Here is a 13,793-nt window from a genome sequence, read left to right as displayed (position 1 = left end):
GCCGTTTCCTTGTCCCTAGTTTCTCCCACCAGAATCACATCCGGGTCTTGTCGCATGAATGCCCGCAGAATCGAGGCGAAATCCATGCCTTTTTCGCGAATTACCTGCACCTGGGTGATGCCTGGTAGAGAATATTCGATCGGATCTTCGGCGGTACTGATATTGACCCCAGGGTGATTTCTTTCCGCTAACACCGAGTATAAAGTGGTGGATTTCCCCGAACCGGTGGGGCCCGTCACCAGCAACAGACCAAAGGGATGACTGGCCAAGTCTCGGACGATTTGCAGGGTCTTTTGATCGGTGATTAGTTTATCTAAACCCAACTGGGTAGACGAGTTATCGAGAATCCGTAAACAGACTTTTTCCCCGTAGCGACTGGGCAGGGTATTAACCCGAAAATCCACTTTCCGCCCTTGATAAATCCGCCGAATTTTACCATCTTGGGGAAGACGACGTTCGGCGATATCGAGTTCGGCCATGATTTTAAAACGGGCTGTAACCGCCGGGGTAATTCTTTTCGGCAGTGGATCAAAAGCTTGATGAAGAACTCCATCTTTGCGAAAGCGAATTTTCAGGAATTCTTCTTGGGGTTCGATGTGAATATCGGAAGTCCCTTCCTGTAGGGCTTTAGCTAGAATTTTATTGACCAGGTTGATGACGGGGGCTTGATTAGCGTCTCCTTCTCCGAGATCATCGGCCACTTCATCGTCAGCACCAGAGACCACCTCAATACTGGCGACAATATCGGTGATATCCGAGAGTTTTTCCAGTTCTTTTTCTTTTTCGAGTCTGGCTTTTTCCCTTTCTAGTTCCGGTTGGGCCCAGTGGAATTTTTCCAGTAATCTTTCATAATCTTCGCTGGTAATCACTAAACGCTGTAAACTTAACTCCCTGGGGCGGAGGATACGATTAATATCGTCCGTAGCCTCTAGGTTGTCGGGATCGACCATCGCTATCAAAATTGAAGCCGGCTCTCCTTCGATTCGACGCAGGGGGATGAGACGATAGCGACGACAAAGATCGATCGGAATCAAAGAATCGATCAGTCTGGCTATTTCCAGTCCATCCACATCGCTCAATTCGGGGTCGATAGATTCGACTCCGTAGAGAATTTTTAGTTCAAATAACTGGTTTTTCTTATACTGTCGCTGTAAATCTGGGGGCAAAGGTCGCCCGGTTAGTTTTTGTAATATTTCTACTAACGATCCTCCCGATTTCCGTGTTTCCACTAGGGCCTGTTGCATTTGCTCGGCACCGATATAGCCCGACTGCACCAACTTGTTACCAAAGGGGGAAAAGTAATTGCGTAGGGCAACAGCACGGGTTTTCTTGGAAGAAAATGTCATAGACGATTCCTAACCTCTCCACTACCCTTTAATCTTTCCAATTTTACTGAGAAAATTGCATTTTAGCAAAAATTTTTCTAGATCACTGATTATTTATCCGGGCTGCCTATCGTGCTTTTCACGTTACTGAGGTATCGACAAGTTTTGCCAACAAGGGGTTTAAGCCCCTTGCCCATACCTCATTCTGATGAAACCTACTATATATCTAGTTACGGATATTGTCCACAAAATGTTACATTAAGGGTTAAACCTTGATTATTAGCTGGTACTTAAAGACCAAAATTAGCAGTAAATGGTCATATATTGCCAAATTCCCCACTATAATTGTATACCATGAGTGCAGAACCAAATACCTCAGCAATTTTCGAAGAAAACCAAGAATCCTTTTCTAATTCCCCTGAATCTCTTGCCAACGAATCAGAAACCAGTGTCACCGATGAGGCCAAAACGGTGACGGACAAGGCCGCCTCTAGCGAGGAATTTTCCCTCGTAGGCGGAATGACTATCGATTTTCTACAAGAGGAAATCGACACTCTCAAGCAGCAGTTAGAGGAGCAAACCCAACAGGTTGATGCTTATAAGAAACGCTATATCAGTCTAGCGGCCGAGTTCGACAATTTTCGCAAACGCACAGAGAAAGAAAAAGAGGAACTGGAAACAAAAACCAAGGGCAAAACCCTGATGGAAATTCTTGACGTGGTGGATAATTTTGAGCGCGCCCGTACTCAAATTAAACCGGCTAATGATGGCGAGATGGGTATTCACAAGAGTTACCAAGGGGTCTATAAAACCTTAGTGGACAGTCTCAAGCGTTTAGGCGTTTCCCCCATGCGTCCGGAAGGTCAACCCTTTGATCCCAGCTACCACGAAGCGATGATGCGGCAGTACACCGATGAACATCCCGAAGGCACAGTGGTGGAGCAGTTAGTGCGGGGATACACTCTCGGAGAACAGGTTTTGCGTCATGCTTTGGTAAAAGTGGCCGCCCCCAAAGAGGCGGATCCTAACGCTGATCAGTCCGAAGCCACTTCCATTCCATCCCAGGAATCGGTCTAAAATCCCGATGGGGATTAAACTGGTTTGAGGGTTAGGTATTAGCCGGTAGGGTCTGTATTCCCCCGCTATCCCCTATCCCCCATCCCCGCTCAGAGACTTTTTCTCTCTTGACCTATTTAGGGTCAGTTCGGGTTAAGCAGATTTTGCCATGACTTTCAGGAAAGAATAGGGCTGACTGGCTACGGTAAAATTAGGGTTTCGGCTTATCTCGAACTGAGGTTAAAATAAAAAATATTTCAGTTATCAATTTTTGGTGAATATCAGAAAAGAAATCACTTTATTGATGATCTCCATGGCATTTTCGAGTACATTTTTCGGTGAGGTTTTCGCTGCTCCACGTCTTGACTGGCACAGTGCCGATTTTGAAGGTCTGCGAGTAATTGCCGAGTCAGCTTGGAAGACCGAACAGGAAGCAAAGAAACGCGGGGAAGAACTACACTTCAAATATGGATTTCAAAATCTGGGTATTCTTTGGATTCCTTACTATAGTAATCTATCGGGAAAATCGCTCTATCAAACAATTATCGTTCCAGAGGGCAATTGTGATCGATTTTTACAAGAGAATATTCGACGAATCAATCGCGATGCCTACTGCTTTACACCCAGTAATCGTGGTTTAGCTCCCAACCGTCGAGGTGGTCGTATTTTCTGATTTTATATCTCCATGGCTGTGGTAATTCTCAACTCAATTTTAGAGTGAGCAAGAAGACTAAAGCCTAAAATAAAAAAGAGGGCAGGTTTTACCCCACCCTTTGGTCTTATTTTAAACGAATTACTAACCGGCGATCGGGTTCCACGCCGCGACTTTCCGTGGTTAAATCGTTTTCTTCCTGAAAAAAGGCATGGATTTGGCGACGTTCCGCCGAAGATAGGGCTTTTAATTCTATTTCCTGTCCTGTTTGCCGCACTTGCGTTGCCGCTTGATTAACCCAGTCGAAAAGTTCTGCCTGTCTTTGTTGACGATAGCCATTGATTTCGACAATATAGAACTGATGTTCTGCCGACTCGACACCAATATTCAGAATCGTATTAGCTAGGGATTGAATCGCATCGAGTCCCTCACCCTTGTTAGCGAGGAGAAGTTCCAGTTGTTGGGGACTCAATTGACTGCTATCAATAATTAACCAACAGGAGGAAGGTCCAGTTCCCAATTCCTGCACACCAATCTGGACATCTGCGGGCATGGCCATCAACTTTAGCAGTTTTTCCAGCCATTGTTTAGCTTTCTCGCTATTTTGCTCCCATATACTCATTACGATGTTTTTTCCTTTTTCTTGCTAGAACGTTTTTCAAAGGGGAGAGCATCGCGGGTTTTTTCCGTTTTTTCCTGTTCCGCTACCAATTTTTGCAGGTTTTCTGGTAACGGTTCCCGCATCAAAATCACCGTTTGAATAGTTTGGAAGATGTTCGCGGTTAAGATATACATCAATACCCCGGCCGGTAAGGGGAAAAACAGGAACATCATACTAAAAATTATCGGGGTGATTTTATTCACCGTTTGCTGTTGTTGAGCTGCCCCCCCCGAAGGTGCGCCGGCACCGGATAACTCTTGGTTAACATAGATACTAATACCGAAAGCGATCACCATCGCCAAGATATCCCAGTGAATTTCACCATTCGCACCGGTTGCCCCAATTCTTCCCAGGGCCTCAATAAAGAGAAAACCCGTATTAGCGGCAATCCCCGGCACGATAACTTTAATACTGGCATCTCCGGGGGCTAAAGCGACGATGGAACCGTCTTCATTAACTTGCACCAGTTCTTGACCTTTAACCACCTCGTAGGTGGGTTTTAGGTTATTTTCCGGTGCTTCCGTGGCTAATTGGCTTAAAGACTTGCCCTGGTCGTTTTGCAGGTCGATTTTTACCTGTTCTCCCGGGGCGATTTTATTGCCTTGGGGTAAAAAAGCGGTAATGGGATAGTGGAGAGACTCGTCAATATAGACGTTTTGGGGTTTGGTGGCATAGGGTTGGCGCTGCACGAGGGCGATTTGTTCGCTTGGCAGCACTTGTAAATCGACGGTATAGTTAATATCCGAGAAAGGGGAACCCCGCAGCGTCGCAAATAAAGCCAAAAGAATCGGCATTTGTAATAACAGGGGTAAACAACCGGCTAGGGGATTGCCCAACTCCTGCATTAATTTGCCCATTTCCTCCTGTTGTTTTTGGGGGTCATTTTTGTAGCGTTGTTGAATTTCTGCCTGTCTTTCCTTCATCAAGGGTTGAGTGATTCGCATTTTTCTCATATTGCGAATCTGGCCGGCGCTGAGGGGAAAGACGGCAAATCTCACCACTAGCGTTAAAGCAATGATGGCGAAACCGTAACTATGCACAATCCGAAAGAAAAAATCTAGGATTGGCAACATGATATTTGTGGAAATAAATCCGACTCCAAAATCCATGGGTTTAATCTATGCCTTCTCGTTTAATGGGGGTTCACTTTGACAAATCTAATTTATCGAATCGCGGCGATCGATTATTTTGTTTTATTGACTGATGATCGATTCTAGGGGACGACCGGTTTTATCGGCGACTCTTTCGGCAATATAGTCATGAATTTCCCGGAATTTCGGCATCGCGCGCATTTCTAAACGACTTCTATCCTTGAGAGTTACGACAATATCCCCCCAAACACCAATTCCTCTCGGCATTTTTGCCACTTTTGCCACTTCTGAATAGATAATATCCGTGCGATCGCGTCCCATCCAACCCCCGGTGATCGAAATCCGCCGATCAGTTATCTTATATCTTAACCAGATTGCCCGTACTACTGCCCCAACGGTCAAAGGTAAACAAATCACCGTAAATCCTAGCAGTATATTGATGATTAGGTCGCCGATGTGCGGACCCCCTTCATAAAAAGTTTCTTCTTTAATGCCCATGAATTATATTGGCCTTCACTAACAACTGCTTTAATTCTCGCAAAAAATGTTCATAATTGCACTCGATCGCCTCGGGACGGATAATGATTATCCCTCGCCATCCTGCCGCTATTTCTGGCAATAACTGCCGAATTACCGCTCGCATTTGCCGTTTTAGTCGATTACGAACCACCGCTTTTTTACTAACTTTCTTGCTAATCGAGATACCAAAACGACTGGGGCCGGGGGCATCTGGGCAAGAATCCTCTAAACTAATTAAGGTTAAGTGGGAACCGTGATAACGCCTCCCTTTTCCATAGACAGCTTGAAAATCCTGTCGATGTTTTAAGCGATGAATTTGGGGTAGTCCCACGAAAATTAGTCGGTTCCCAGAATAACCTAAACACTTAAACGATAGCGCCCTCTTTTCCGACGAGCTTTAATTACTTTGCGTCCGTTGACGCTACGCATTCTCGCTCTAAATCCGGAAGTGCGCTTCTGTTTGCGCGTGGTTCCTTCTAAAGTACGTTTACTCACTGCCGATTTTCCTCCTTAAGATAGAGTTACTCTATAGATATAAAGACACAATTTTCAATTATAACAAAATTACTAGGAATTGGGAAGCCCATGGTCAAGCTCCGTTTCGGTCGAGATATCTGTAATTGTCTCCCGGTGGCTGAAAAGCGGGAATGGTTAGTCACTAATGGTATTGGGGGTTTTGCTGCGGGAACTGTGGCCGGATTGCTAACTCGCTGTTATCATGGCCTGTTGATCGCTGCTTTGGCTCCACCGACGAAAAGAACGCTTCTTGTGACTAAAATCGATGAATCGGTACAATATAACCAGAAAATTTATCATCTGGCCAGCAATCGCTGGTTAGGTGCTACGATCGAACCGCAAGGCTATATTAATATCGAAAGTTTTCATCTGGAAGGCACAATTCCCGTCTGGACTTTTACCTGCGGGGATGCCTTACTAGAAAAGCGCATTTGGATGGAACAGGGAGAAAATACCACCTATACTCACTATACCTACCGTCGTGGCAATTCTCCCCTAACTCTCAATCTGACTGCTTTTGTCAATTATCGTGATTTTCACGGCAATACCCAGAGTTTTAACTGGCAAATGGCTATTAGTCCTCTGGAAAAAGGAGTGAGGGTGATTGCATATAACCATGCTGTACCTTTTTATCTATTAATCAGTCAGGGACAGGTTTTTCCCGCTCATATCTGGTATTATCGCTTTGATTTGGCCGTGGAACGTTATCGTGGTTTAATCGATCGGGAAAATCATCTCCATGGGGCTAGTTTTTCGGCTACTCTCAAACTAGGAGAATCGGTGACAATTGCCGCTAGTACCCGTCCCGATCCGAATTTAGACGGTCAATCTTCTCTAGAGTCTCGCTATCGCTACGAGAATAGTCTGATTAATCCCCAGCAGCCCGAATGGATTCAACAACTTACCCTCGCTGCCGACCAGTTTATCGTTAGTCGTCCTCTCCTGGATCAACCGGACGGCAAAACGATCATCGCGGGTTATCCTTGGTTTGGTGATTGGGGTCGCGATACGATGATCTCCCTAAGAGGATTAACTTTGACTACAGTCCGACCTGCGATCGCCCGTCAGATTTTACTAACTTTTTCCCGTTATCTAGACCGGGGTTTATTGCCGAATTTACTGCCCGATGGGGGAGAAATGCCCGAATATAACGCTGTCGATGCTATTCTTTGGTATTTTGAAGCCATTCGTTCCTATTTTAACCAAAGCCAAGATTTTGAGTTTCTCAGAACTATTTATCCCGCTTTAAAGGAAGTGATCGCTTGGTTTCGTCGCGGTACTCGCTACAATATTCACCTAGATGACGATGGTTTGATCTATGCCGGCGAAGCGGGAGTACAATTGACTTGGATGGATGCCAAAGTTGATGATCTGGTGATTACTCCCCGCATCGGCAAACCCGTAGAAATTAATGCCCTTTGGTTCAATGCCCTAAAAATAATGGTTCAATTTGCCCATTATTTGGGCATGGATGCCACTGATTACGAAAAAATGAGAAAAATGACCTTAAAAGGGTTTTCTCGCTTCTGGGATGATTCTCTGGGGTATTGTTACGATGTTTTGGATACGGACAAGGGTAATGATGCCAGTTTACGACCGAATCAACTTTTTGCCGTGTCTTTGTCGGTGGAGGAGTTATTAAATTCCCCACAGAAAAAGGCTATTGTCGATATTTGTGCTTTAAAATTGTTGACTTCTCGCGGTTTGCGATCGCTAGATGTGGATCATCCTGATTACCGTGGCGTTTACAGTGGCGATCGCTTAAAAAGAGATAGTGCCTACCATCAGGGGACAGTCTGGGGATGGTTATTAGGGGCATTTATCGAGGCCCATCTGAAAGTCTATCGCGATCCCATTCTAGCTGAGAGTTTTTTAACACCGATGATCGACCATCTTCAGGATAGCTGTATCGGTAATTTAAGTGAAATTTTCGATGGTAATGCCCCTTTTACCCCTAGGGGTGCTTTTGCCCAAGCATGGACGGTGGCAGAGGCATTAAGAGTTTGGCAAGCGATCCGAGAATTTACGCCATAATCCTTTAAAATGAGCAATTGTTAGGTGTGTTAGGCCCCCTAAAGGGCCGACCCTAAAAACCTCAATTCGACGGTTATAGACAAAACTCTCATGCAGAAACCGCAAGTTATTTTTCTCGATGCTGTGGGGACTCTTTTTGGAGTAAAAGGCAGTGTCGGAGCAATTTATAGTCAAATAGCGGCGGATTTTGGGGTACAGGTGGCGGCCGAGCCTCTAGAACGGTCTTTCTTGGCTATTTTCCCCACTTCTCCCCCCCTAGCTTTTCCTAAGGTTGAACCGGCACAAATTCCTCAGTTAGAGTATCGCTGGTGGCGATCGCTGACTGGGGCAGTTTTTAATGATTTAGGTTATCTGGAACGATTTCCCGATTTTGAGGCTTTTTTTGGCGAACTTTATCATCATTTTGCCACGGCCGAGCCTTGGGTCCTGTACGAGGATGTCATTCCCGCTTTAAGACTCTGGCAGATTCAGGGGATCGAGTTGGGCATTATTTCTAATTTTGATAGTCGTATCTACCAAGTTTTGGCAGAATTAGGCTTAGAGTATTTTTTTCGATCGATCACGATTTCTTCTCAGGCAGGAGCAGCTAAACCCGATGCTGAAATTTTTCAAATCGCCCTGCAAAAACATGATTGTCCCTCGGCACAAGCTTGGCATATTGGCGATAGTAAAAAAGAGGATTACCAAGGGGCAAAAGCTTTGGGTATGGAAGCATTTTTAATTAAAAGATCAATAGGGTCTGCTGAATAAATCTAAAAACCTTGTTGGATAATAAGTACCTAAGCAAAATTAATTACACATATCTAACCACCTCTTGCCTCTTGCCCCTTGCCTCTTGCCTATCTTCACTAGGAAATTAATTTTGCACGACTACTTATCTTTGGCTCTTATCGGTAAAACCCTACACCCCACACCTCACACCCCACACTCTGCCTCCACTTTATAGGCAAAATAGCGATGATGTTTCAATCCCTAGTAGGGTTTAAGATTAATTGGAACTTCTGGTTTAATACTGACATCTTCATCTGATAAAGTTTCAATCCCTAGTAGGGTTTAAGATTAATTGGAACTTTAATTGTCAATGGAAGTATCGGATCGGGTGATGTTTCAATCCCTAATAGGGTTTAAGATTAATTGGAACTGTGCAGATAGCAATATAGCCACTGCCTAAAATCGTTTCAATCCCTAGTAGGGTTTAAGATTAATTGGAACCTGAAACTTTAGAACTACGGATCAAAGATGTGTATAAAGTTTCAATCCCTAATAGGGTTTAAGATTAATTGGAACGGTACGCGGTCGAACCGAGCATTATTTCTCCAGAGTTTCAATCCCTAATAGGGTTTAAGATTAATTGGAACTTCCGTCCTCTACTGACTGCTTGAAACTGTCACTGTTTCAATCCCTAATAGGGTTTAAGATTAATTGGAACAAACAAATTATCTCTACCCTGCGACAATTCCCGTGGTTTCAATCCCTAATAGGGTTTAAGATTAATTGGAACAATCATCCCATCTTAAGTTGGGATGATGATAGTTGGTTTCAATCCCTAATAGGGTTTAAGATTAATTGGAACGAACTATTATCAAGGATTGAAGCTTTAGAAGCTAGTTTCAATCCCTAATAGGGTTTAAGATTAATTGGAACACGAGCGGGATGGGTCAATCAGTATTGGGAAAAAGTTTCAATCCCTAATAGGGTTTAAGATTAATTGGAACGTAGATAGCTTGAGTGCATAGCCTACCATCTCGATGTTTCAATCCCTAATAGGGTTTAAGATTAATTGGAACGAGTATCTGGAAGATTTGGAAGATAGCCTTAATAGTTTCAATCCCTAATAGGGTTTAAGATTAATTGGAACGCGTTATTCCTAAATAAAGACCCCGATAACCTTGTTTCAATCCCTAATAGGGTTTAAGATTAATTGGAACATCTTTTAAGGGGGGGGGGAACTATGGAAGATAAGTTTCAATCCCTAATAGGGTTTAAGATTAATTGGAACTCGACGCGGTTCGGCGTGATAATGGCGAAAAAGTGTTTCAATCCCTAATAGGGTTTAAGATTAATTGGAACTTTTATCTTAATAGGCGATAGAAAAAATAAAAGTGTTTCAATCCCTAATAGGGTTTAAGATTAATTGGAACGAGACCACGGAGCATCAGTAAAAGATGGCCAATCCCGTTTCAATCCCTAATAGGGTTTAAGATTAATTGGAACTGGTATCCGGGCGTGTGTGGTTTCGTAGGGAGCGTTTCAATCCCTAATAGGGTTTAAGATTAATTGGAACTCGTTAACAGGTTTATATCTCCTACATTAACCTGTTGTTTCAATCCCTAATAGGGTTTAAGATTAATTGGAACCCTGCTTTATGGGCTTGATAAATCCGAGCGGACCGTTTCAATCCCTAATAGGGTTTAAGATTAATTGGAACAACACTAGCGAGTATTACTGGCAGCCTACTGGTGGTTTCAATCCCTAATAGGGTTTAAGATTAATTGGAACTTTTCCACTTTAATCAGCTTAAATCTCAAAAATAGTTTCAATCCCTAATAGGGTTTAAGATTAATTGGAACTCGAATCTCCTCTAATACCTTGCGCTGCCGTGCGTTTCAATCCCTAATAGGGTTTAAGATTAATTGGAACGGCTGCTGATTTCTTAAGCCTTTGGCAGCTCACGGCGTTTCAATCCCTAATAGGGTTTAAGATTAATTGGAACCGATCCCGTGCCGGTTAAACCAGTTCATAGCTATGTTTCAATCCCTAATAGGGTTTAAGATTAATTGGAACAAGTTTTAGTTTTACCAAGTCACGGACGCTAAAAGTTTCAATCCCTAATAGGGTTTAAGATTAATTGGAACCCCGATTCGGTGGTTGTCGGGTGAGGATTTTCAAGTTTCAATCCCTAATAGGGTTTAAGATTAATTGGAACACGGGAAAACAAGGCTATGCAATATGTACTGATAAAGCCAAGTTTCAATCCCTAATAGGGTTTAAGATTAATTGGAACTGTATCAGGAAAAAGACTTGCATAGTATGCAAGCAGTTTCAATCCCTAATAGGGTTTAAGATTAATTGGAACGGTCAAAAATATATTCTGGGTTATCATCCCATATGTTTCAATCCCTAATAGGGTTTAAGATTAATTGGAACCCGCTAGGTAAGCCGTAGCATCATTAATTAGGTCTGTTTCAATCCCTAATAGGGTTTAAGATTAATTGGAACGCGATTGGGTCCGGGAGTATCCGGCGTAACTTCGTTTCAATCCCTAATAGGGTTTAAGATTAATTGGAACAATACCTTGAGAAGCTTCGCACCCTGTACCCTGATTTGTTTCAATCCCTAATAGGGTTTAAGATTAATTGGAACTTTACAGATTAATTAAATTAGGAATACAACCATTATGTTTCAATCCCTAATAGGGTTTAAGATTAATTGGAACCTGGTATCGCCGGACGCGGATAAATGGGCGATGATTTCAATCCCTAATAGGGTTTAAGATTAATTGGAACCAATTCATCCTAATTACTTGATCATCAATCATGTTGTTTCAATCCCTAATAGGGTTTAAGATTAATTGGAACGCAAATTTATGCTAGTCTTAGATTCTACTGTAGAGTTTCAATCCCTAATAGGTTTTCAGATTAATTGGAACTTTAATCTCTCAGGAGTAAAAGTAATAATATAGTCGGTTTCAATCCCTAATAGGGTTTAAGATTAATTGGAACGAGTAAGTACCTAAGCAAAATTAATTACACATATCTAACCACCTCTTGCCTCTTGCCCCTTGCCTCTTGCCTATCTTCACTAGGAAATTAATTTTGCACGACTACTTATAAGTAATCTCTAGCATTGCTGGGGAAAAGTTTCAATCCCTAGTAGGGTTTAAGATTAATTGGAACTAGGTACTCAGCCGTCGGGTGGTGGTGGTCGTTTCAATCCCTAGTAGGGTTTAAGATTAATTGGAACTTTTTAACTCAGAGTCAAATCGTTCCAATTCATTGTTTCAATCCCTAGTAGGGTTTAAGATTAATTGGAACACCCTACATTAGGGCATATCGCCGGATTGAAAAAAGTTTCAATCCCTAGTAGGGTTTAAGATTAATTGGAACATGAGTCGGTACTAGAATTTAATACCTACGACAATGAGGGGTTTCAATCCCTAGTAGGGTTTAAGATTAATTGGAACCCAGACTATTTCCCCCCCCAATAATCCAAGCTGCTGTTTCAATCCCTAGTAGGGTTTAAGATTAATTGGAACCCTAAATATTCCAGGAAGCAGTCCAGCTAATCGCTCAGTTTCAATCCCTAGTAGGGTTTAAGATTAATTGGAACAAGAGAACTAACAAGAGAATCAATAGAACTTGTAGGTTTCAATCCCTAGTAGGGTTTAAGATTAATTGGAACCTGCCGTTCCTGCCTCCCCACCTCCTCCTTATTCTTTGTTTCAATCCCTAGTAGGGTTTAAGATTAATTGGAACTATGTTCCTAAAAACATAGTATAATGTTCGTTGAGTTTCAATCCCTAGTAGGGTTTAAGATTAATTGGAACAAATTAGCGAGCGCCGGGAGTCTGTCTTAGCATCGAGTTTCAATCCCTAGTAGGGTTTAAGATTAATTGGAACACCCGGTTGAAGGTTTTCAGTGTCCGGGCGATTAGTTTCAATCCCTAGTAGGGTTTAAGATTAATTGGAACAATACCCTTCAATGTTCCCCGGTCAATCCCAGATAAGTTTCAATCCCTAGTAGGGTTTAAGATTAATTGGAACTGTTTTCGAGCTATTTTGAGGCTGATAAACTGGTTTGTTTCAATCCCTAGTAGGGTTTAAGATTAATTGGAACAAGACCAATATTATCAACGGTTTCGGTCTATCAAAAGTTTCAATCCCTAGTAGGGTTTAAGATTAATTGGAACTTGAATACCCTTTTAATTTATGATGACAACCGGCGAGTTTCAATCCCTAGTAGGGTTTAAGATTAATTGGAACTTCGTTTTCCCTTGCTTTGCTCCCATTTCTCCAGCCAAGTTTCAATCCCTAGTAGGGTTTAAGATTAATTGGAACCCTGCGGGAGATATGGCACTCTATCCTGAGTGTTAGTTTCAATCCCTAGTAGGGTTTAAGATTAATTGGAACAGTCATTTTGAAAAGTCAATATAGAAACTATTAGTTTCAATCCCTAGTAGGGTTTAAGATTAATTGGAACAAGAAGAAGAATCCCCCTACAGAATCGAGATACTAGTTTCAATCCCTAGTAGGGTTTAAGATTAATTGGAACCTTTGATTAAAAAAGCAGAAATTGCACTGTCTATTGTTTCAATCCCTAGTAGGGTTTAAGATTAATTGGAACATTACTCGGTTGTCAGCATCAAAAGCCTTCCCAAATGGTTTCAATCCCTAGTAGGGTTTAAGATTAATTGGAACTAATAGACACTTCTAAAGCTTTCCCATTTTCATCGTTTCAATCCCTAGTAGGGTTTAAGATTAATTGGAACGAGGATGAATTAGGCTATGAAGGAATAGCAGAAAGTTTCAATCCCTAGTAGGGTTTAAGATTAATTGGAACAGGGGATAGAAAAAACCGACTAGAGTTATCAGGTTGTTTCAATCCCTAGTAGGGTTTAAGATTAATTGGAACTAGGATTGAATAAGCAAGGAAATTTACAAGCTTTGTTTCAATCCCTAGTAGGGTTTAAGATTAATTGGAACCCAACGGCTTTAATATGTGGGCCTATAAACCCGTTTCAATCCCTAGTAGGGTTTAAGATTAATTGGAACCTTTCGTAATTATTAGATAAGTTTTACTTAGGGCTTGCTGAAAAAGTCATTGAAAAGTACAGGTCTCTTAATCAATGATTTCACTTAGCTACAAGCATAAGCTTTAGTTGTTGATTAATTTTTAAGTTATAACTTATCCTAATCATTGACCGAGAAAAAGTGCTGTTT

10 protein-coding genes and 2 CRISPR repeat arrays are annotated in these 13,793 nt (G+C 42.2%); of the genes, 4 read left to right on the top strand and 6 right to left on the bottom strand.

Annotated elements, in window-relative coordinates; translation table 11 throughout:
• A partial coding sequence (locus PX484_RS13385; protein WP_288104215.1) for a GspE/PulE family protein occupies positions 1–1,346 on the bottom strand: 1,346 nt, incomplete at its 3' end.
• Between the two features lie 333 nt (positions 1,347–1,679).
• On the opposite strand from PX484_RS13385, the gene grpE reads away from it, so the two are divergent.
• Both grpE and PX484_RS13375 read left to right on the top strand, forming a co-directional pair.
• Positions 1,680–2,402, top strand: coding sequence for a nucleotide exchange factor GrpE (gene grpE, locus PX484_RS13380; protein WP_002800511.1), 723 nt, complete (start codon positions 1,680–1,682; stop codon positions 2,400–2,402).
• A 292-nt stretch (positions 2,403–2,694) separates the two neighbouring features.
• Positions 2,695–3,054, top strand: a complete 360-nt coding sequence (locus tag PX484_RS13375) for a hypothetical protein (protein ID WP_002800510.1) — start codon at positions 2,695–2,697, stop codon at positions 3,052–3,054.
• 106 nt (positions 3,055–3,160) lie between these two features.
• Here the strand turns inward: PX484_RS13375 and PX484_RS13370 are convergent, their stop codons facing one another.
• The 5 genes from PX484_RS13370 to rpmH form a co-directional block, all read right to left on the bottom strand.
• On the bottom strand, positions 3,161–3,655 hold the full coding sequence (locus tag PX484_RS13370; protein ID WP_002800508.1) for a Jag family protein: 495 nt from the start codon (positions 3,653–3,655) through the stop codon (positions 3,161–3,163).
• The gene (gene yidC, locus PX484_RS13365) at positions 3,655–4,803 is read right to left on the bottom strand and encodes a membrane protein insertase YidC (RefSeq protein WP_287658594.1); all 1,149 of its coding nucleotides are present in this window, start codon (positions 4,801–4,803) and stop codon (positions 3,655–3,657) included. Before yidC ends, PX484_RS13370 begins: the two co-directional genes overlap by 1 nt.
• A gap of 84 nt (positions 4,804–4,887) precedes the next feature.
• Positions 4,888–5,283, bottom strand: a complete 396-nt coding sequence (locus PX484_RS13360) for a PH domain-containing protein (RefSeq protein WP_002784373.1) — start codon at positions 5,281–5,283, stop codon at positions 4,888–4,890.
• Complete coding sequence (gene rnpA / locus PX484_RS13355; protein WP_288104209.1) at positions 5,273–5,635, bottom strand: ribonuclease P protein component; 363 nt, start codon at positions 5,633–5,635, stop codon at positions 5,273–5,275. Before rnpA ends, PX484_RS13360 begins: the two co-directional genes overlap by 11 nt.
• Positions 5,636–5,661: 26 nt before the next feature.
• Positions 5,662–5,799 (bottom strand): 50S ribosomal protein L34, encoded by a 138-nt coding sequence (gene rpmH, locus PX484_RS13350; RefSeq protein ID WP_002739276.1) that lies wholly within the window; start codon positions 5,797–5,799, stop codon positions 5,662–5,664.
• Positions 5,800–5,889: 90 nt separating this feature from the next.
• On the opposite strand from rpmH, the gene PX484_RS13345 reads away from it, so the two are divergent.
• Together PX484_RS13345 and PX484_RS13340 are read left to right on the top strand one after the other, a co-directional pair.
• The gene (locus PX484_RS13345) at positions 5,890–7,854 is read left to right on the top strand and encodes an amylo-alpha-1,6-glucosidase (RefSeq protein WP_287767094.1); all 1,965 of its coding nucleotides are present in this window, start codon (positions 5,890–5,892) and stop codon (positions 7,852–7,854) included.
• Between the two features lie 90 nt (positions 7,855–7,944).
• Positions 7,945–8,604: an HAD-IA family hydrolase gene (locus PX484_RS13340; protein ID WP_002800504.1), complete on the top strand. Its 660-nt coding sequence runs from the start codon at positions 7,945–7,947 to the stop codon at positions 8,602–8,604.
• Positions 8,605–8,816: 212 nt separating this feature from the next.
• A CRISPR array of direct repeats spans positions 8,817–11,576; the repeat unit is 37 nt; unit sequence GTTTCAATCCCTAATAGGGTTTAAGATTAATTGGAAC.
• Between the two features lie 136 nt (positions 11,577–11,712).
• Positions 11,713–13,625: a CRISPR direct-repeat array (repeat unit 37 nt).
• Between the last annotated feature and the right edge of the window lie 168 nt (positions 13,626–13,793).

The organism is Microcystis sp. M49636_WE2 (assembly GCF_030065375.1).
GTDB lineage: Bacteria > Cyanobacteriota > Cyanobacteriia > Cyanobacteriales > Microcystaceae > Microcystis > Microcystis aeruginosa_C.
This window is presented reverse-complemented; position numbering and strand designations above follow the sequence as displayed.